The organism is Corynebacterium kalidii (genome assembly GCF_022869005.1).
GTDB classification, from domain to species: Bacteria; Actinomycetota; Actinomycetes; order Mycobacteriales; family Mycobacteriaceae; genus Corynebacterium; species Corynebacterium kalidii.
On record NZ_JALIEA010000012.1, the window covers coordinates 152,282 to 170,161 of the forward strand.

General features: G+C 68.4%; 13 protein-coding genes. 2 read left to right on the top strand and 11 right to left on the bottom strand.

Annotation, left to right across the window (positions count from 1 at the left end; genetic code table 11):
- Positions 1-37: 37 nt before the first annotated feature.
- Positions 38-1,594 carry an NCS1 family nucleobase:cation symporter-1 gene (locus MUN33_RS06490; protein ID WP_244804091.1) on the top strand — a complete coding sequence of 519 codons (1,557 nt, stop codon included), beginning with the start codon at positions 38-40 and terminating at the stop codon, positions 1,592-1,594.
- Here the strand turns inward: MUN33_RS06490 and MUN33_RS06495 are convergent.
- The 5 genes from MUN33_RS06495 to MUN33_RS06515 all read right to left on the bottom strand — a co-directional run bounded on the left by MUN33_RS06495 (position 1,560) and on the right by MUN33_RS06515 (position 12,451).
- Positions 1,560-2,744 (bottom strand): acyl-CoA dehydrogenase family protein, encoded by a 1,185-nt coding sequence (locus MUN33_RS06495; protein WP_244804092.1) that lies wholly within the window; start codon positions 2,742-2,744, stop codon positions 1,560-1,562. The two genes, MUN33_RS06490 and MUN33_RS06495, sit on opposite strands and share 35 nt — an antisense overlap.
- A gap of 26 nt (positions 2,745-2,770) precedes the next feature.
- Positions 2,771-4,288: an L-lactate MFS transporter gene (locus tag MUN33_RS06500; protein WP_244804093.1), complete on the bottom strand. Its 1,518-nt coding sequence runs from the start codon at positions 4,286-4,288 to the stop codon at positions 2,771-2,773.
- A 128-nt stretch (positions 4,289-4,416) separates the two neighbouring features.
- Positions 4,417-7,665, bottom strand: coding sequence for a UvrD-helicase domain-containing protein (locus tag MUN33_RS06505; protein ID WP_244804094.1), 3,249 nt, complete (start codon positions 7,663-7,665; stop codon positions 4,417-4,419).
- A complete protein-coding gene (locus MUN33_RS06510) occupies positions 7,662-10,451 on the bottom strand; it encodes a PD-(D/E)XK nuclease family protein (protein WP_244804095.1) in 2,790 nt (929 codons plus the stop codon). Before MUN33_RS06510 ends, MUN33_RS06505 begins: the two co-directional genes overlap by 4 nt.
- Positions 10,452-10,537: 86 nt before the next feature.
- Positions 10,538-12,451 (bottom strand): hypothetical protein, encoded by a 1,914-nt coding sequence (locus MUN33_RS06515; protein WP_244804096.1) that lies wholly within the window; start codon positions 12,449-12,451, stop codon positions 10,538-10,540.
- Between the two features lie 409 nt (positions 12,452-12,860).
- On the opposite strand from MUN33_RS06515, the gene MUN33_RS06520 reads away from it, so the two are divergent.
- On the top strand, positions 12,861-13,916 hold the full coding sequence (locus tag MUN33_RS06520; RefSeq protein ID WP_244804097.1) for a GIY-YIG nuclease family protein: 1,056 nt from the start codon (positions 12,861-12,863) through the stop codon (positions 13,914-13,916).
- Between the two features lie 90 nt (positions 13,917-14,006).
- Here MUN33_RS06520 and rpsT read toward each other — a convergent pair whose 3' ends face one another.
- The 6 genes from rpsT to MUN33_RS06550 all read right to left on the bottom strand — a co-directional run bounded on the left by rpsT (position 14,007) and on the right by MUN33_RS06550 (position 17,855).
- Complete coding sequence (gene rpsT, locus MUN33_RS06525; protein ID WP_244804098.1) at positions 14,007-14,273, bottom strand: 30S ribosomal protein S20; 267 nt, start codon at positions 14,271-14,273, stop codon at positions 14,007-14,009.
- 213 nt (positions 14,274-14,486) lie between these two features.
- A complete protein-coding gene (locus MUN33_RS06530; protein WP_244804099.1) occupies positions 14,487-15,506 on the bottom strand; it encodes a hypothetical protein in 1,020 nt (339 codons plus the stop codon).
- 46 nt (positions 15,507-15,552) lie between these two features.
- Positions 15,553-16,185: a DNA-3-methyladenine glycosylase I gene (locus MUN33_RS06535; RefSeq protein WP_244804100.1), complete on the bottom strand. Its 633-nt coding sequence runs from the start codon at positions 16,183-16,185 to the stop codon at positions 15,553-15,555.
- A complete protein-coding gene (locus MUN33_RS06540; protein WP_244804101.1) occupies positions 16,182-16,850 on the bottom strand; it encodes an alpha-ketoglutarate-dependent dioxygenase AlkB family protein in 669 nt (222 codons plus the stop codon). Before MUN33_RS06540 ends, MUN33_RS06535 begins: the two co-directional genes overlap by 4 nt.
- A 35-nt stretch (positions 16,851-16,885) precedes the next feature.
- On the bottom strand, positions 16,886-17,419 hold the full coding sequence (locus MUN33_RS14055) for a type II toxin-antitoxin system PemK/MazF family toxin (RefSeq protein WP_255806590.1): 534 nt from the start codon (positions 17,417-17,419) through the stop codon (positions 16,886-16,888).
- Between the two features lie 64 nt (positions 17,420-17,483).
- Positions 17,484-17,855 carry a MarR family winged helix-turn-helix transcriptional regulator gene (locus MUN33_RS06550; RefSeq protein WP_244804102.1) on the bottom strand — a complete coding sequence of 124 codons (372 nt, stop codon included), beginning with the start codon at positions 17,853-17,855 and terminating at the stop codon, positions 17,484-17,486.
- Positions 17,856-17,880: the final 25 nt, after the last annotated feature.

Genomic DNA, 17,880 nt, shown 5'->3' on the forward strand with positions numbered 1-17,880 from the left:
TCAACGACGTCCCTACGACGACAGATCGGGCGGGCCCATGCGCGACAATGACGACCGAGGTTTCCAGAGCACCGATATTCACGGCACCACCGCAGACCCCGCACTGTTCAACGCGGATCTCGCCCCGATCGCGACGCACCACCGAAAATGGGGCGCCTTCGAGATATTCAACGTCTGGACCAACGACGTCCAGTCCCTGGCCGGGTACACACTCGCCGCATCCCTGTTCATCGGTGCCGGCATCAGCGGATGGTACGTGTTCGCCGCGATCATCCTCGCCGGGGCCATCGTCAACTGGCTGGTGAACCTGTCGGGTGCGCCGAGTGTGCGGCTGGGTGTGCCGTACGCCGTGATGGCGCGGCTGTCGATGGGGGTGCTCGGTGCGCGCTTCCCCGCGCTGGTCCGTGGGGTGGTGGCGATCTTCTGGTACGGGGCGCAGACGTACTTCGCGTCCACGGCGGTGGCGTTGGCGATCAACTCCGCGTTCGGTTCCCTGCAGTCCGGTGAGTTCCTGGGTATGAACATGGTGTCGTGGATCTCCTATGTGATCGTCGCGGTACTCCAGGTCGCCCTGTTCAGCAGGGGGATCGACGCGATCGCCCGTTTCCTGAACGTCGCCGGCCCGGCCGTGTACGTGGTGATGGTGATCCTCCTCGTGGTGATCTGGGTGCGTGCCGGCTCGGAGATGCTGCCTGCGGTCGGTTCCATCTTCAACAACGACGACGTGACCGGATGGGCTGCAGTGTCGGCGTTCGTCGGGGTCGTCGGCACGATGGTGGCGTACTTCTCCGCGGTGATCATCAACTTCGGTGACTTCTCCCGGTTCTCCCGTTCGGAGAGGTCGATGAAGCTGGGGAACTTCACCGGACTGCCGTTGTCGTTGGCCTTGTTCACGTTCCTGGCACTGTTCATCACGGCAGGGGCGTACGTGGTGTTCCAGGACGGGCAGGGCACACCGATGGACAACCCGTCCGACATCGTCGGCCAGGCGGACTCAGTGGTGCTGTCGATCATCGCCGCGGTGACGTTCCTGGTGGCGACGGTGGGGGTTAACCTGGTGGCGAACTTCATTCCACCGGCCTACGACATCGCCAATCTGGCACCGTCGAAGATCAGTTTCCGTCTGGGAGGGATCATCACCGCGCTGCTCGGGTTCGTGATCGGTGCGCTGTGGGTGGCGGTCATCGACGACATCGGTCTGCCGACATTCGTGGACACCCTGGGCGCTGTGCTGGCCCCGCTGTACGGGGTGCTGGTGGTGGACTACTACGTGATCCGGCGTCGGCAGGTGGACCTGCGGGCCGCGTTCTCGCTGGACCGGGACGGCCCGTACTTCTACCGGAACGGATGGAACATGAAGGGGCTGGCGGCGGTCAGCGTCGCCGCGGTCTTCGCGGTGCTCACCGTATGGGTACCGGCGCTGCAGGACCTGTCCGGTTTCGCCTGGTTGATCGGTGCAGCCCTGGGCGGGGTGCTGTACTACGCGGTGATGCTCGGAGGTCCGTCCCGGGGGCGGCCCTCCGAGGTCACCGCCCAGGATGCACCCGACGCGGCGGTGGTCAGCTCCGGTTCCGGAAGGCCTGCTGCCCGGTGAGGGCCTGGCCGATGGTGAGCTGGTGCATCTCTGCGGTGCCCTCGTAGGTGAGTACGGACTCCAGGTTGTTGGCGTGCCGCAGGGGCGAGTACTCCAGGGTGACGCCGGAGGCGCCCAGCAGCGTCCGGCATTCCCGGGTGATCTCCAGGGCGATGCGCGTGGAGTTGAGTTTGCCGACGCTGACCTGGTGGGGAGCCAGCGTGCCGGCGTCCTTCAACCGTCCGAGTTGCAGGGCCAGCAGGAAGGACTTGTCGAGTTCGACGGCCATGTCCGCCAGCTTGGCCTGGGTCAGCTGGAAGGAGCTCAACGGGCTGCCGAAGACCTGCCGGGTGGACACGTAGTCCAGCGTAGTGGCCAGTGCGTCCCGGGCGGAGCCCAGAGCACCGAAGATGATGCCGTAGCGGGCTTCGTTGAGGCAGGTCAGCGGACCCCGCAACGAGCTCACGTGGGGGAGACGTCGGGCGTCCGGGACCCGGCAGTTGTCCAGCACGATCTCACCGGTCACCGACGCCCGCAGCGAGAGCTTGCGGGTGATCTCCGGGGTGCTGACACCCTCGGTCGCGGTGTCGACGATGAAGCCTGCGTACCCTTCGTCCGTCCTGGCCCAGATGACGGCGACATCGGCGACCGGTGCGTTGGTGATCCACATCTTGGTGCCGGTGAGGATCCAGTCGTCCCCGTCGCGCACCGCTCGGGTACGCATATTGGCCGGGTCGGAACCGGCGTCGGGCTCGGTCAAGCCGAAGCACCCGACGGTGGTGCCGGCGGCCATGCCCGGCAGGTAGTGCTCCTTCTGCTCCTCGGAGCCCCAGTGGTGGATGGCGAACATCGCCAACGACCCCTGCACGGAGACCAGGGAGCGCAGACCCGAGTCCACCGCCTCGATCTCCATGCAGGCCAGGCCGTATTCGGTGGCGGTGGCCCCGGTGCAGCCGTAGCCCTCCAGGTGCATGCCGAGGACCCCCAGGTCGCCGAGTTTCGGTGCGAGACCAGCGACCGGCAGGGTGCCGTCGGAGTACCAGCCGGCGATGTTCGGGGTGAGTTCACGGGCGGCGAAGTCGGCGACGGTGTCCCGCAGGACCCGTTCATCGTCGGTGAGCAGTCCGTCGGCGTCGATGAGCCCGAGTGGTGTGGTGTTGGTGGTGGTCATGCGGAGTCACTCCCAGGGGGTCGTGCCTAACCGGTGAACAGTCCGGTGGCGGTGGTGGCCGTCTGGACGACACCGTAGACCAGTGCCCCGATGACGATGACGGCCAACACGCCGGCCACGGTGGTGTGCACCCCGCTGGAGGCGCCCTTGACGTCACCGGCGGCCCGTGCGTCGGAGGCTTCCGCCGCGGCGGCCCGGTCGGCCTGTGCCTTGGCCTCGACGACCTCGGGGTCCTCATAGTGACGGGTGTTGACCTTGGTGATGAACAGGTTCGCGAGGAAACCGACGGCCAGCACACCGACCATGATGAACAGGGAGAGCCGGTAGAGGTCGAAGCCGGAGCGTCCGGCGGACTCCTGGGACTCCACGATGGAGTTCACGATCAGCGGCCCGGCGACACCGGCCGCCGCCCACGCGGTGAGGAGCCGGCCGTGGATGGCGCCGACCTGGTAGGTGCCGAAAAGGTCCTTGAGGTAGGCCGGGGCAGTGGCGAAACCTCCGCCGTAGAAGGACAGGATGACCAGTGCGCTGACCACGAACAGCGCCAGCGAGTGCGAACCGAAGCTGGCCAGCAGCAGGTAGAGGACCGCGCCGAGCCCCAGGTACATCACGTAGGTGTTCTTGCGCCCGATGTAGTCGGAGACGGTGGACCAGACGAAGCGTCCGGCCATGTTGGTCAGCGACAGCAGGCCGACGAAACCACCGGCGGCGACCGCGGTGATGGCGAAGGAGCTCTGGATCATCGGCGAGGCCGACTCGAGGATGCCGATACCGGCGGTGACGTTGGTGAACAGCACCACCCACAGCAGCCAGAACTGCGGGGTGCGCATCGCCGAGGACACCGACACGTTGCCGGACGACTGGACGGAGTTCCCCGGCTTCGTGGGCTTGGTGTAGCCCTTGGGGGTCCAGTCGGGGTGGGGCAGCCGGATGACGAATGCTCCGAGTGCGATGACGACCAGGTAGACGATCGCCAGGGTCAGGAAGGTCTGCGGCACACCGGGGGTCAGGGAGTCCGGGTCATCGCTGAAGAAGGCCATGAGGTCGTTGGAGGCGGGGCTGGCGATCAGCGCACCGCCACCAAACCCCATGATCGCCAGGCCGGTGGCCAGGCCGGGACGGTCGGGGAACCATTTCATCAGGGTGGACACCGGGGCGATGTAGCCGATACCCAGGCCGATGCCGCCGATGAAGCCGTAGCCGAAGTACACCAGCCAGAGTTGGCCGGTCCAGATTCCCAGGGTCGCGACGAAGAAGCCGAGGACCCAGCAGGTGCCGGCGGCGACCATGGACTTCCGCGGCCCGGCCTTCTCCACCCACGGTCCGAAGATGGCGGCGGAGATACCGAGCATCGCGATGGCCAGGGAGAAGATCCAGCCGGTGGCGACGTCACCGACGTCGAAGTGCTCGGCCAGGGGGCTCTTGAACACGGAGAAGGCATACGCCTGGCCGATGCTGAGGTGGATGGCCAGGGCCGCCGGCGGAATGAGCCAGCGGTTGAAATTGACCGGGGCGATGATGGCATCGCGGTCGAGTACGGACATGCGGGTAGAACTCCTTGAACGTCAACGTTGGTAGTGACGAACGTACCTTTGGCGGTGAAAACCGATCCGCTCGGGGTGGTGTTGTTACCCCCGTCACGCTCCGCGGGCGCCTCGGCGTCCCGGAACGCCTACGTCAGCGACACCTCCAGCACCGACCCGAGCAGCGGAAGATGGACCAGGACAGCCGCCGGCGGGCGGCCGTCGATGTCGGTCAGCGCCCGGCGGTAGACGTCCATCTGCCCGAGGTAGGTGGCTCGCACATGACCGACCGGGTCCAGGCCAGGGTAGGTCTTGTGGTCGACGACGACCCGCCGGCCGTCAGGCAGGGTGAGCAGCTGGTCCAGCCACCCCTGGGCACGCTGGTGGTCGGGGTTGGTCCAGGCGAACGGCACCTCGCTGGCGGTGACGGCACCGGGGAAGGTCCGCCCCACCCAGTCCGTCCACCGTTGCCCCGCGGTGACGACCTGGTCGGCGGTCACACGGTCACCGACGCCCCAGCCGGCGACCAGGCGCGAGGCGGCGGCCTGGCGCCGGGCGTCGGAGAGCTGGCCCAGCGGGGCGGCGAGGTAGGCGTGGATGCAGTCGCCGACCTTGTTCCACTCCTCACCGCCTCCACTGACCAACGGCTCCCCGAGGTCTGCGATCTCGGCGACGGAGGCGGTGGCGAGGATGTCGTCGTCGGCCTCCACACCGCTGGGGGCGAACGTGGCAGGCAGGTACGGGGCGGGTACCGGGGCAAGGGCCCGCCGGCTGTCGAGGACGGCCGCACGCGGGAGAGGGGTGGACGTCCCGGCACCGATGCCGGAATCGGCGTCGCCGACGTCGCCGGTGTCGCTGGCGTCGATCTCGCGGACGGGGCAGCCGAGCAGTTCGGTCAGCTGGTCGTCCTGCAGGCCGGTCTCGGCGAGGGGCTTCCACTTCCCGACACCGGAGTACGGGGCGAGGACCGTACGGGTCCTCGACCGGGTGAGCGCGACGTAGAGGACCCGCTGCTCCTCGAGCATGTCGGCCTGCCGACGCCGGGTCTGGACACCGGTGTCGGCCAAGAGTTCCTTGACCGAGCTGATGTCGGTGACCGTCGCCGGCCAGAACCGGATCTCACGCCCGGCGAGCGGCGCCTCCATCGTCAACGGTGCCGTGGACTGCACCCAGACACCGGCGGGGACGAACCGGTCACGGACATCCGGGAGGGCGACGACCACCGTGTCCCACTCCAACCCCTTCGACTGGTGGATCGTGTCGACGAACACCGCGCCCGGGTCGGCCGTCGGTGCCGAGACCGCGTCCTCGGAGGCCAGGTGCTCGAGGAAACCCGCCGGGGTGGCGGGCCGGTTGCCGGAATCCGCCTCGGCGGTGTAGTCCTCCACCGCGCGCAGGATCCCGAGCACCGACCCGGTGCGCTCCGTCGGGTCGGTCCAGGTGGCGATGCGTCGACGCAGGTCGAGAGCGTCGATGACGGCACCGACCGTGTCAGCGACCGGGACCTCCGACAACGTCGGACGCAACCGTCGCAGCGGGGCCAACGACTCGTCCTGCGCCCAGTCGGCGAATCTCTCCCGGCGTTCCTCACGGGTACCCAGTGCGGTGAGGGTATCGAACCAGCCGGTGTGGGCGGCGTGGTCGTCCAGGAAGGTGACCAGCTCGACCAGCGCCTGGGTGTCGCGCTCATCCAGCAGCCAGGCGACGGCGGCACGCACGAGCTGACCCTCCCTGGTCTGCGCCAGCGGCGTTCCGCCACCGGTGCAGGGGATCCCGTGGCGACGCAACTCGGCACGCAACTCCGCGGCATGGGTGTTGTTGCGCACCAGAACGGCCCGGCCACGGGCGGGCACACCCTCAGCGGCCTCCAGGGAACGCAGCCCGGTGGCGATCCGGGCGAACCAGGTGTCCTTGTTCTTCTTCGCCCCCTCGGCCGGCGTCCACAGGACGGTTGCTCCTCCGGAGCGTTCCTCCGCCAGGTGCCCGGGGACGGTGAGGGTCACGTTCTGCCCGGGGAAGAGGTGGCCGAACAGCCGGTTCGACAGCCCCAGCGGTTCGGCGTGGGTACGCCAGGAGTGCGACAGGGTCTCCGCGGTACCCGCGACCCCGTCCGGGTCGGTGATGGTCTCCACCGCGGCATCCATGAGGGCGGGGTCGGACCCGCGGAACCCGTAGATGGACTGCTTCGGGTCACCGACCCAGATCACCTCCTCGACCAGACCGGCGAGTTCGGTGAACAACGCCAGTTGCAGGGGACTGGTGTCCTGGAACTCGTCGACGACCAGGATGCGGTAGCGCGCGGCGAGGGCGGTACGCACCGCCGCGGTGGTGGACGGGTCGACCCCGTCACCACGGAGCAGACGCAGGGTCAGCTGCTCCTGGTCGGTGAAGTCGATGAGCCCCAGGGCGTTCTTGTACTCGGCGTAGGCGTCCAGGCAGGCGGCGGCGGTGTCGAAGACCAGACGGATCAGCGCGTCCAGATCCGCGCGCAGGTCCGGGTCCGCGGCGATGTCGTCACTGGTGACGACGCCGCCGTAGGCCTCCTTGATCGGCTTCGTCGGGCCGTCGACCCCGGGGACCTTGCCGTCGGCGGTGCGCAGCCAGTCCCGCCACGGGATGTTGTGGCGCTCACGCCGGACGCGCCGGGCGAAGCGGTCGAGGTCGGGGAACCTGCTCTGCAGGCTCGCCGCCGAACGCGTGGTGATCCGGCCGGCCTCGATGTCGGCCCGGAGCTGGTCGGGGATGCGCTGTGCCGCGCCGGCCAGCAGGGACCGGGTGTCGACCGCAGGACCGTCCCCGGTTGCGGGGCCACCTGCGCTGTCGAGGGCGAGGTGGAGCTCCCGGATACTGGACTCGGCGAATCCGGCCAGGTCGGCGGCGTCGATGTCGTTGGCGCGGGCATGGTCGGTGACGGTGCGTACGGTCGCGGCCCAGTTGACCCCGGAGCTGAAGTAGCCGCCGTCGCTGTCGTCGTCGTAGCCGGTACGGGCCAGCAGGTCGCGGTGGGAGGTCTCCGCGTCGGCGATGATGCGGTCGGTGGCCAGGCGGAAGGCGTCCTTCTGCGACTGTTCGGTGAGCACGGAGAGCTCGGGGGAGCGTCCGGCGTCCATGGCGAAGTCGGTGAGGATCCGCCCGGTCACGGAGTTCACCGTGCCGATCAGGGCCGTCGGCAGCGCGGCCGCCTGCTCGAGCAGACCGTCGTCCACCAGCGTGCCCCGGATGCGTTCCTTGAGCTCCGCCGCGGCGGCGCGGGTGAACGTCGTGGCGATGATCTGCGACGGGCGGTACGGGTGGGTGCCGTCGGCGTCGACGCGTCGGAGCCGTTCGGTGAGAAGCTCGGTGAGCCGGTAGGTCTTGCCGGAACCGGCGGAGGCCTTGATGATCGTCCATGTGGTCATGAGAAGTCCCCCTCGGCGCCGGTGATCAGCGGGTAGTCGGTGTAGACGGCGTTCTTCTCCGGGAAGAACTCGGTGGAGCGTGCATCGCGGAGTGCGGCGGTGTAGGCCGCGGTGGTGTCGTCGTCATAGGGGGAGCTGGGGGAGGATCCCCTCTTCGGGGCCTCCCAGTCCTGCCATTCCCTCTGGACCACGAGATTGCCCAGGTCGGTGACCCGGCCGGTGCGTAGGTCGTCGAGGATGCGGTTGAGCCCGGTGACCGCGCGGTCCCAGAGTTCGTCCGCGTCGGCGGCGCCGGTGCCGGAGGGGTCGACGGTGAGGGGCTCGGCCGCCCCGAAACGTCCGTCGGTGGTGTCGAGCCGGTTGTCGCGCAGGTTGAAGTAGGCGACGGGCACGTCGGCGAGGCGCTGCAGGCCGTGCTCGTCGGCGACGGAGGCGGCGTACACGGCGAGCTGGAGTGCGGTACCGTCCTGCACCGCGTCACGGTACTTCTTGCGGGCGAAGGTGTACTTCAGGTCGATGACCCCGGGGGTGCCGTCGGGCATGACCACGTCCATGTCCCGTAGTCCGGCGAGCTCGAGGTCGCCCTCGGCGCCGTGGCTGCCGGTCACGCTGGTGGTGAAGGACGCCTCGACGGCACGGATCCGGATGCCGGCGTCGGTGAGGGTGGTGAACAGTCCGGCGATGGACTGTTCGGCCAGAGCCAGGGTGGTCCCGAGTTCACGGCTGCGCCCGGGCATCAGTAGTTCGGCGGCGTACCAGGGCAGCAGCCGTCGGAGCTCGGCGGCGATCTCGGCGTGGTCGGCCGGGACGGTGACAGCGGCATCGGTGACGGCGGCGTCGGCAGTGTCTGCGGTGTCGGCGAGGTGGCGGTTGACGATGTTCTCCACGACGGTGTGCAGCCAGGTGCCGACCATCTGGTTGCCGGTGGGGACGGTGGCCAGGCCGCCGGCGCGGATGCCGAGCCGACGCTCCAGCAGCCATTCCAGGGGGTGTACCAGCAGCTTCTCCCACTGGGAGAAGCTGATGCGGGTGGGCAGGAGGTGGTCGCCCGGCGTCAGGCTGCGGGAGACCGGGTCGGGGACGTCGATGGTGACCGGCCCCGGGACCGTGCGGTGATCCTCGGGGAGGTCACCGGGCACGACGTGGGGTTCACGACCCTGCCGGTGCAGGTCGTCGACCAGGAACGTCAGGGCGGGGTGCTGTGCGGCAGGCTCACCGTTGACGGTCTCGACGGTCAACGCGGTCACGTGTCGGCGACGGCGCAGCGCACGGAGCTGGGAGTCCAGCACGCGGCGGGCGTCGGCCTCGGGGTCCGGCAGGACGACGCCGTGGTCGGCCAGCCACTGTGCTTCATCGGGACGGACCCGGTCTCGCGGAGCGGTGCCGTCGTCCGCGGGCAGCCACCACACGACCGGTGCACTGCCCACTCCCAGCTGGGCAGGGCCGGTCACCACGTCGGAGTAGGCGTCCGCGCTAGCCTGCACGCCGACACCGCCGGTGCCGGTGAACTCCGCGATGACCTGGTCGAGTTCCCGGGCGGAGATGCGCGCGCCCAGGCCGACGATCAGGTCGCGCAACGGGGCGATCCGGCTGCCGATGCCGGAGGACGCCGACTGGCCACGGCCCTGGGAGGTGAACTGGCGTTGCAGCCACTCCAGGTGGAGGGCGACCTCGGCGGTGTCGAAACCGTCGTCGACAGACAGGGGACGGTGCCGGACCAGGGTGTCGAAGTCACGGATCTTCTCTGCGGTGGCGGGACGGTCCGAACAGTCCGCGAGGGCGTCGGAGACGGCGGCGTCCCAGGCAGGTCCGCCGACACCGGGTTGCTGGTTGAGGGCGTCGACCAGACGGCGACGCAGTGGGCCGGGGACCAGCGTGGTGGTCGTCCCGTCGACGGTGACGCCGGTGTTCAGCAGGTCGACGAGCGCGTGGATGTCGTGCGGGGTGGTCATCGCCCGCAGGTACAACGGGATCACCTGCGCGTAGGCGGAGGCCTGGCGTTCGGCGACGCCGAGGGCGGGGCGTCCGATGCGCTGGAGTTCACGGTCCAGCAGGGCGGTGGACGTCCCGGCGATGACCGTGTGCCGGATCCTCTCGCCGCTGAGCCCGGCGAGATGTGCGGCCGCCACGGGTGCCGCGTCCCAGACGGTGTCCGAGGTGATCAGCGTGAGGTCCTCCAGCGGCTCCGGGACCGGGAGTTCACCGAGGTCGACGCCGAGCTCCCTGAGGTTCCCGGTGATCCGGTGCCACACCGGCGGCAGGTCGTCGAGGTGGCCGTCGAGGTCCACCCGGTCGATCCCCAGGGGCCAGGGTTCGCCGGTGTCGACGAGATCGGCGAGCGTGCGGTCGACCTCCCGGAGCACGTCGGCCGGTCCCGGTGACCAGCCCGGTTCGTCCGCCAGCGCCTGCTCGACCCTGCTGAGCACCTGCAGCCGGTGCGGCGCGTCGGCACCCGTCGCTGAAGCGTCCCAACCAGACGCGACCAGCTGGTCACGCCAGGACAGCAGTTCCCGGGAGGCCGTCCACGGATCGGCGCGGAAGCTCGCCACCGGCCAGCTGTGCGGATCCTGCGTCTCCAGCACACGGGCCAGGACGCCGCGGTAGGCCGCGATGCGGACCGGAGCGTCGCATTCCGGTGCGGAGAGCGCCAGGCGGGTGGCGAGGATGTCGGCGAACTGGTTCGGGCCGACGGTCACTGACCCGAGGTTGCTCGAAGCGGTGGTGGTGCTGGTGGCGGGGTCGAACCAGCGGGCCGTGTCGAAGCCCCAACCGAAGGTGATGTGCATGCAGTGGTTCCTTAGAGGTCTGTCAGGTGTTGCCGACATGCTAGTCGTTGCGCCGGACATGAAATGCGGGGGAGTGGCGTCGGCGGTCAGGAATCCCTGCGTTGCCGTGCCCGGAGATACACCAGCGAGGCGGCGATGAAGGCGACGATGAACACGGCCGTCGCCCAGAACGGGATCATCGAGTCCGTGGTGGGGAGCAACTGGACGAGGCCGGGGACGGCGAAGATGATCGCCAGGAAACCGAGCGCCAGGTTCCGCGCGCTCTCGCTTTCCCTCCGGTGCGCCTCGGCCGCTTCCCGCTCCTCTCTCGCGGCCGCTTCATCAAAACGACGTTGAGCTTCCTCGCGTTCCTTCACGTCTGCGCGTTGGTGGGCGTCCTGCTCCGCCCGATTACGGATCTCGCGGTCGAGTTCGATCTGACGGGAGTTGAACTGCGTCGTGTAGACGGCCTGCCGTAGATCCAGTTCGTCCTTCACGTCGGCGTAACGCCGGGCTGCACCGGTGGCCTCGCGCAGCGCGGTCATGAAGTCTGTCTCGAATTCCCGGTCGGGGACCGCGTCGAACCACAGGCGGTCCCGGAAACGAACGAAGTCGGACTGGATCAACTGGAAGGTGTTCAGATCGGCCGTGAGCGACTGTGCTTCGTCGTCGGGGGTGGAACACGGCGACGAACCGCGTGTCGTCGATGCGGTGGAGAATCGGATCGCACGGAGCCGCTCGCTGATATTCGAGAGCATCGAGGTCGACCGGTGGATCAGGATCGCGAGGTCGATGAAACGGGTACTGGACAGCATCCATGGACGACAATCCTGGGGAGACGCCGGAGCATTCCGCACGACAGCGGTGCCGTTCGCGGTAGGCAGCATGGTCCAGTACTCGTAGCGGCTGTGGTCCGGAGAATCCTTGACCTCGGCGGAGTACCGTGGGATTCCCTCGGCGTAGTCATCGGCGCCGGATCCGAGTTCCCAGGCCCACATGTCGAGTTCACACCAGGCAGACTCCTCCTCGACGTCCACGTCACCGAAAAGCTGCGGCTGCGGATAATCGGTGTGCCCGGGAACGGCGCAGACGGTGCGGAGGGGCTGGTTACCACCCATTCCACGCCACACGGGAATCGACCCGTTCCCGTCGACCGTCCCCGTCAGTGGAACGGTCTCTGGAACGGCTACTCCCGGATTCGGGTAGGTGCCGTCCAACCAGCCACCCTTGTGGACTGTCGCGGAGAACTTCCTCTGGTGTCCGTCGGTGCCGGGAGGGAGCGGGAGTCCCTCGTTGAGGGCGTGGACCGCCTGGTCGACGAAAAACGGCAGCAGCCGGATGCCCGGATTACCGCGCTTCGTGCTTCTGCATGAGGCATGGACATTTTCCGCCGTGTGCCGGTTATTCCGGTCCCAGTCGCAGATCTCGACGACATTACGGGACCGGTGGAGGGTCTGCGAGACTTTCTCGAGGGTCGGGCCGTCGCAGTTCTCCGCGATGACGTGGAGAACAAGGAAATCATGGGCGAGTTCGCCGGTCTCCGACGCGCCGGTGTCCGCGTGGAAACGGTGGGTGACCATACCCCGGTACTGGAGGAATTCCGCACAGACGAGACTCACGGAGGGGTCTGCAGCCCTGCAGGAATCGTCGTTTCCTCCGCCGCGTATCCGGTATTTCGCGATGGGGTGCGACGGTTGGCCGTCGTCGCGGATATCCGTACCCGCAGGGGACACCTTGTAGGTGTCGGCGTCGAACATGTACCGGTGGCACCGGACGTCGTCGGGCTGTGCCGCATGGTTTCCGTCGGCGACGACTGCACCCACGCCACGGGAGACGGCTCCCTTGGACGGAATACCCTGGTCCACCCGGCTGCTCCCGACGGTCTGGGCGAGAGGGCCCTTGAATCTGGCACTGGCGGACTGGTGGAACGTACGCGGCGTGTATTCGTACGACGTCGCACCGTCGCGGTCGAAATCCGGTGCACGGTAGCGGCCGTCGATCTCGATGGGCGTCGAGATCATCTGGATCCCCCGGAACCGACCCGGCCGCCATGACGGACCCAGGTCAATGAATCTCTCTCCCGTGAGGGCAGGAGGCAGCCCACGTGCGGGAAAAGGCATCGCGATGCTGAAGACCGCGGCCCTCCACTCCGGCAGTTCGGCGACATCGTAACTGTCGTCGAGCCTGAGACGCATGCCGTGACGGAGGAAATCCTTGTCGTACGTACTGGTGGTGGCCGAACTCCCCGTGGTCCGCCTGGCCCGGGATTCTGTCGTGCCGGCTCTGTCCATCCGTGTCTCCCCGTCCTCGTGTCCTGCGGTCGTCGTCGACTACCCACGATTTCACGACGACGCCCGCCTCGCAGGACAACCGGGGAGTACTCCCCGGACACCCAGCAGAAGGCGACTGGCGGAGATATAGTGCGTATCCATGGCAAAAGGAATGAAACGGCAAGGTGGCGACCAGAGTCAGGACATCGAGGTCAGTGTCGGTGGGAAGGGGGACTACTACGTCTACGCGTTGTCCCGGCGCCCGGTGGAGGAGGGGTTCGACCTGCGGAACATCTTCTACGTGGGCAAAGGGCGGGGCAACAGGTGGAAGGCACATTTCAAGGAGACCCTGTCGGACCTCCGCCGTATGCAGGACGACCCTGATGTCGTGATGACCAGGAAGAAGGAGACGATCAGGGACCTCTACGCGGCAGACGGCGACGACCTCGACATCGAGCGCTACGCCTACCTGGTCGAGTGGGGACTGTCGGAGGACGAGGCACTGCGTACCGAGGCCCTGGTCATCAAGATGATGAGGACCTACGGCAACGACCTGACGAACCTGGTCTCCGGTCACCATGAGGCCGAGGTGCTTATGCCGGCCGGCGAGGTCCGTCGCTTCTACGCGGCGGAGAAGGAACACGTGGAGCGGTTGAGTGCCGCGGAACTGGAGGACTTCGCCCCCGGTGGCCCCCGTGCGGATGAATGCGTCTGCGTGGTGGTCAAGGGCAGCGACGACGACAAGTCCTTCTCCGAGGACGAGATCCTCGACGAGGTAGACGACAGCGGGTTCCGGATCGCCTATGTCGGTGACAAGGGGGAGGAGCCACGTCGGGGGTGGGATCCCCGGTGGCCGTGGAGCGACGACGAGGCACGTGAGCGTGCCCGCCACTACTGGACGGTGAGCCCGTCGAATGCCGCGATCCTGAAGGAGATCGGGGACGAGGGCCGTCTGCAGCTCGCGCTGGCGATCAAGGACCCGCGGGCAAAGGAGACGGTCATCCGGTATGTCTGGGACGTCGACGACACGGAGGAACCTTGGCTCTGGTACCCGTACGGCGACAGGGACGCCGGCCAGGTGGGCTTCCCGCTGGGGAGGTCGTACAACGAGTCCGAGGACCCGTGGCTCGGCAAGGCGCTCGTGCAGGGTGAGAAGGACTGGTCCATCTTCGTCAACCGGCAGTCGGGGATCTGCTACGTCAGCTTCCAGGACTGACCCGACGCCTGTCAGTCAACCCACGGCACGACAGAAAACCCCGCCTCCGGTATGGACCGGACGCGGGGCTTCGTGCTGCAGAAGGCGGGATTAACCGACGAGCTTGTTCAGCTGGGCAGCCAGGCCGGACTTCTTGTTGGCCGCGTTGTTCTTGTGGATGACACCCTTGGTGGCGGCCTTGTCGTACAGGCGGTTGGTGACGCGCAGCTGTGCGGTGGCGGCGTCCTTGTCGCCGGCGGCGACAGCGGCCTCGAACTTGCGGGTCTCGGTGCGCAGGCGGGAGCGGACAGCCTGGTTGCGCTTGCGGGCGGCCTCGTTGGTGAGGACGCGCTTCTTCTGCTGCTTGATGTTAGCCATGGGGCCTACCTCTTTCTGAACGGTGAATCGGTGATCGTTCGCCACTTCCACCCGGGTGAGCCGCACACACGGTCTCTGACAACCGACCCAAGGTCCTGCCGGTTGCGGTGTGTGCGCCGCGGGTGGTCGCGGGTCAACCCGATGAACTCTACCAGCGGGCCGCAGAAGGCCGAAATCCGGCGGGTGGGACGGTCCCGCCGCCACCTGGTGCGCTCACGGCTCGTTCAGGTCACGGGTGCGTCGGTCGTCCGCCGGCGGGTAGACCATGCGCTGCGGCATCGCGCCGGTGAGCATCGCCTCGAGTTCCGCCGCGGCGTCCATCACCGCACGCCACCGGAACTCCTTGGGCAGCCGGTCCGCCGCGCCGAGGGAACCGGAATCCGGCAGATGGGGGATCAGCCCCGCCCGGGCGAAGGCGACCATGCCCGCCGTCATCGCCTCCTGGGCCTGAACCTCCGTGAAGTGCCTGCTGGTCAGCAGATCCGGGTCGACCAGCCGGGACGGCAGCCACCAGTGGCTGGTCGTGGGCATGTCCGGCGGCCAGGGCATCGCGCTCTCCGACCAGGTGCGTGGGTCCGACCACACCTGCGGGGCATGCGCCAGGAAGATGTGGCCGAGCACCTCGGCGATGACGGCGAGGGTGTCCGCGGCGCCCGGCCCGCCCAGCTCCGGGGCCAGGCGCAGCACGTACCACGCCGAGGACGTGTCCAGGTCCACCGGCGGGACGCTGCCCGGCAGGGCGGAGTGGACGTTGAGGGTGAAGGGCCCGGTGCGTTCCACCTGCGCCGGGTCGTCCTGCATCTCTACGACCATGCCGATGCTGCGCAGGTGGCGGAGAAGGGTGGGCCAGACCTCGTCGGCGGGGACGTCAGGGGTCTCGTTCTGGCGGAAGCCGGAGTCCTCGATGTCGGCGATGAGGTCGATGTCCAGCACGTAGGTCTCCGACAGGGAGACCCGGGCGGCGCCGTCGGCAGCACGGTAGCCGTTGGAGTACGCCTCGATCTCGGGGACCAGGCGGGCGGTGCGCGCGGTGGTGGTGGCGTCGTGCCGGTAGCGGGCGCGGTAGCGGCGGAAGATCTGCATCGTCGCTTCGACGGCGTCGGCCAACGGGAGCTCGCGTTGACGCACGGCGAAGTCCAGCAGGACGGGGACGGTGAGGTGGCGTTCCCGGGCGTTGCGGAGGCTCCACATCTCGATCTCGAGGGCCTCGAAGGGGGTCATGTTCTTCGTCATCGTGTGCTCGCCTGCCTTCCTGTTTTGCAGCCGATAGTACACGTGTCTACCAGGGATCTCCCGTGCTTTTACCCTCGGCGTCCCACAGTCCGGAGCACCCGCGCCGGTGCGAGCCGAGCAGGTGCGTGTCGACCATCCCGACCGCCTCCATCAGGGCGAACATGGTGGTAGGGCCGACGAAGACGAACCCCTCCTTCTTCAATGCCTTTGACAGGGCGACGGACTCCGGTGAGGTGGTGGGCACGTCCTCGATGCGCCCGGGCACCGGCGTGCGCGCGGGACGGAAGGACCACACGAACTCCGCCAACCCGGTCCCGGGGCCGTGGCGTCCCCGCAGCCCGACGGTGGCGCGGGCGTTGGTGACGGTGGCGCGGATCTTGCGGGCGTTGCGGACGATGCGCGCGTCCTGCATCAACGCCTCGACCGTGGCGTCGTCGAACCCGGCGACGGTGTCCGGGTCGAAGTCGGCGAAGGCGTCGCGGAAGGCCGGACGTTTGCGCAGGATCGTCGCCCAGCTCAACCCGGACTGGAACGCCTCCAGGCTGATCCGCTCGAACAGGCCCTGTTCGTCGGTGACAGGCATGCCCCACTCGGTGTCGTAGTACCCGCGCAGCAGGTCCGACGCCGCCGCCCACGCCGGACGCGCCAGGCCGTCGGGCCCCGTGACCAGGGAGCTCATCCCTTCTTGCCTGTCTGGCGCAGGGTGATGTTCAGCCTGCCGTGGATCTCGAGGTCGTAGGGGCCGGTGTTGGGGTAGACCTTCGTCACGCCGTGGTAGTTGCGCCGGGCCGGTCCGCCGAACACGAAGAGGTCGCCGGAAGCCAGCCACAGGTCGGTGTAGGGCCGGTTGCGGGTCTCGGCGTTGCCGAAGCGGAACCGGCAGGTGTCGCCGATGGACAGGGACACCACCGGGGCGTCGGAGCGCTCGTCGGCGTCCCGGTGCATGCCCATCTTCGCGGTGTCGGGGTAGTGGTTCACCAGGGCGACGTCGGGCGTGTAGGACGCCGCCAGCGCGGCGTCGCCCGTGGTTTCCGCGACGGCGCGGCGCCCGAGGTCGACCAGCCAGTCCGGCACGGGGAGGACGGGGGCGTTGTTGACGTCCACGGCGCGGCGCGTGTAGCGCCCCGGCGTCCAATGCCAGCCGAGGCAGAGCATCGACACGCTCATCGGGTGGCCGTGGATCACCGGCGAGTGCGGCGGGACGGGGCCCTTCGCCCAGGCGGCGTACTGGGCGACGATCCAGCGCTGTTGGGCGATGTCGAGCCAGGCGGAGCGGTGGTGGGCGCCGTCGGGCAGGTCGGAGGCGGGGGAGTGCAGGTCGAACAGTGTGGGTTGGTCAGTCATTCTGTCTCTGGTTGTGGCGGGAGGGTGGCGGGGTCTCAGGACCAGCCGTAGTTGCGGCGCAGGACGTTGGCGAGGCGTTCGTACCGGCGCTCCGGCATGGACACGCCGCGGCGTTGGATGGAGGCCTCGGGGATCTCGATGATGCGGTCGGTGCGGGCCCAGCACTCGTTGCCGCGCGGGTCCCACAGGCCGGCGCCGATGGCGACCCAGTTGTCGTCCTCGGCGTGCTCCGGGTTCGAGCTGACGAGCATGCCGAGCAGGGTGTGGCGGTTGCGTCCGACGACCACGCACGCGCGCAGCTCCGGGGTGGACTCGCGGTTGGGCAGGACGTGGTACCAGACGACCTCGCCGGGATCGGCTTGCCCGTCCATGTCCGGGGCGTAGATCACCGGACGGGCGTGGTCCTCGGTGGGGGTGGTGACGGTGACGGCCCGGACGGCGGTCTCGGTGTGCGCGGACTGGTCGAGGCCCAGGTTGGCGTGGAGCTCGGCGAGGCCGGCGTCCAGGTTGCCGCGGTGGTGGAAGTAGCGCTCGAGTATTCGGCGCAGCGGATTCCGTACGGCGTTCATGGTGACCACTCTAGCCTGGCGCCCGGACACGAAAAGGAGACGGTGGTTGTGGCGGTGTCGGGCGTCACACGTCCTGGCGCGGTCGCCAGAGATCGGAGAGCACGCGGGCGACCGCGTCGGGGTCCACGCCCGCGGCAGTGAGCCTGGCCCGGACGTCCTCCTCCGCATCGGAGATGTCGGCCTTCATGTCCGTGTGCTGCGTGCGCCCGAGTGGGCTGAGGAAGACCAGCACCTGCCGACGGTCCGCGAGACCCACCTCCCGGAACACCAGCGAACGGCTGACGAGTTTGTCGACCGCGCGGGTCAGCGTCGCTCCCGAACTCAACGCGTGCTCGGCGATCTGTGACATGGAGAGTCCGTCGCCGCCTGCGAGTGCGTCGAGGATGAGCCAGTCGTCGGCGTTCAGTCCGTGGCGGGCGCCGATATCGTTCACCACGGAGACGCATCGCCTGTTACCGTGG